Annotated in this window: 2 protein-coding genes; both read left to right on the top strand. The window is 66.6% G+C overall.

From position 1 onward, the window contains the following. The first annotated feature begins 218 nt into the window (after positions 1–218). Positions 219–770: an RNA polymerase sigma factor gene (locus AC5RV2_RS18465; protein ID WP_494093534.1), complete on the top strand. Its 552-nt coding sequence runs from the start codon at positions 219–221 to the stop codon at positions 768–770. After that, positions 767–889: a hypothetical protein gene (locus AC5RV2_RS18460; RefSeq protein ID WP_494093533.1), complete on the top strand. Its 123-nt coding sequence runs from the start codon at positions 767–769 to the stop codon at positions 887–889. The genes AC5RV2_RS18465 and AC5RV2_RS18460 overlap by 4 nt, the downstream gene beginning before the upstream one ends. The last annotated feature ends 67 nt before the right edge of the window (positions 890–956 follow it).

Below are 956 nucleotides of genomic sequence, written 5' to 3'. Positions count from 1 at the left end.
GTGCCCGCCGTCCCCGCCGTTCCGGAGCTGCCGGTAACCGCCAACGCCAAGGCCCAGGCCGCGATCGACGCCCGCACGGAAGCCGCGGAAACCCGCGCCGAGCTCCGTGGCTCCGCTTCGGTCACGGTAGAAGCCGGACAGTAATTCCCGTGGTACCGGGTGCGGCGCCTACACTGGGGGCGCCGCACCCGTCGCCCGCTGTCTGAAAGAACGTCGACTTGCCCCCATCACTTCCCGACGACATCGTGTTCGCGGCACAGTCCGGAGATGCAGCTGCCTTCAGCGAGATCTACGCCGCGCTGGCACCCGGGCTCAATGGTTACCTGAAGGTGCGCGGTTTGGAAGACCACGAAGGCGCCGTGCAGGAAGTATTCCTCGCCCTCTTCTCCCGGATCCGGTCGGTGACCGGCGGCTTCCAGGGGCTGCGGACGCTGGCGTTCTCGATCGCTCACGCCCGCTACGTAGACGATGTCCGGCGCCGGGCCCGGCAGCCGGTGCTGTCGCCCTACGACCCGGATGCCGACGACCGCGCGGTGGGCTCCGCCGAAACAACTGTCCTGGAGACGCTCGCCGAGAGCGACGTGGGACGCCAGCTCAAAGAGCTGAAGCCGGAACAGCAGGAAGTGCTGATGCTGCGCGTGGTCGCCGACCTGTCGATCGAACAGGTTGCCGAAATCATGGGCCGGAGCGCCGGCTCCATCAAACAATTGCAGCGGCGTGCCCTGCTCAAACTCAAATCCGTTCTGGAAAGGAAGGAGGCCCTGGTATGAACAGCGCCGAAATGTCCGACGACGACGCCGTCCGCCAGCTGCTGGACGAATCCGGGCTGGCTCCTTCTGCCCCGCTGGAATCTTCCTTGCTGGCCCTCCGGGCCGCCCCGCGACGGTGAAGAGCGACTCCTCGGCCCGGTCCTTCACGTAGCTCCGGAAATCCATCAGCGGGCTCGGATAGTCGTA

Source organism: Arthrobacter sp. Y3225116 (assembly GCF_059091245.1).
Note: the sequence above shows the minus strand (reverse complement) of the source record. Positions and strands in the feature narration are given on the sequence as shown.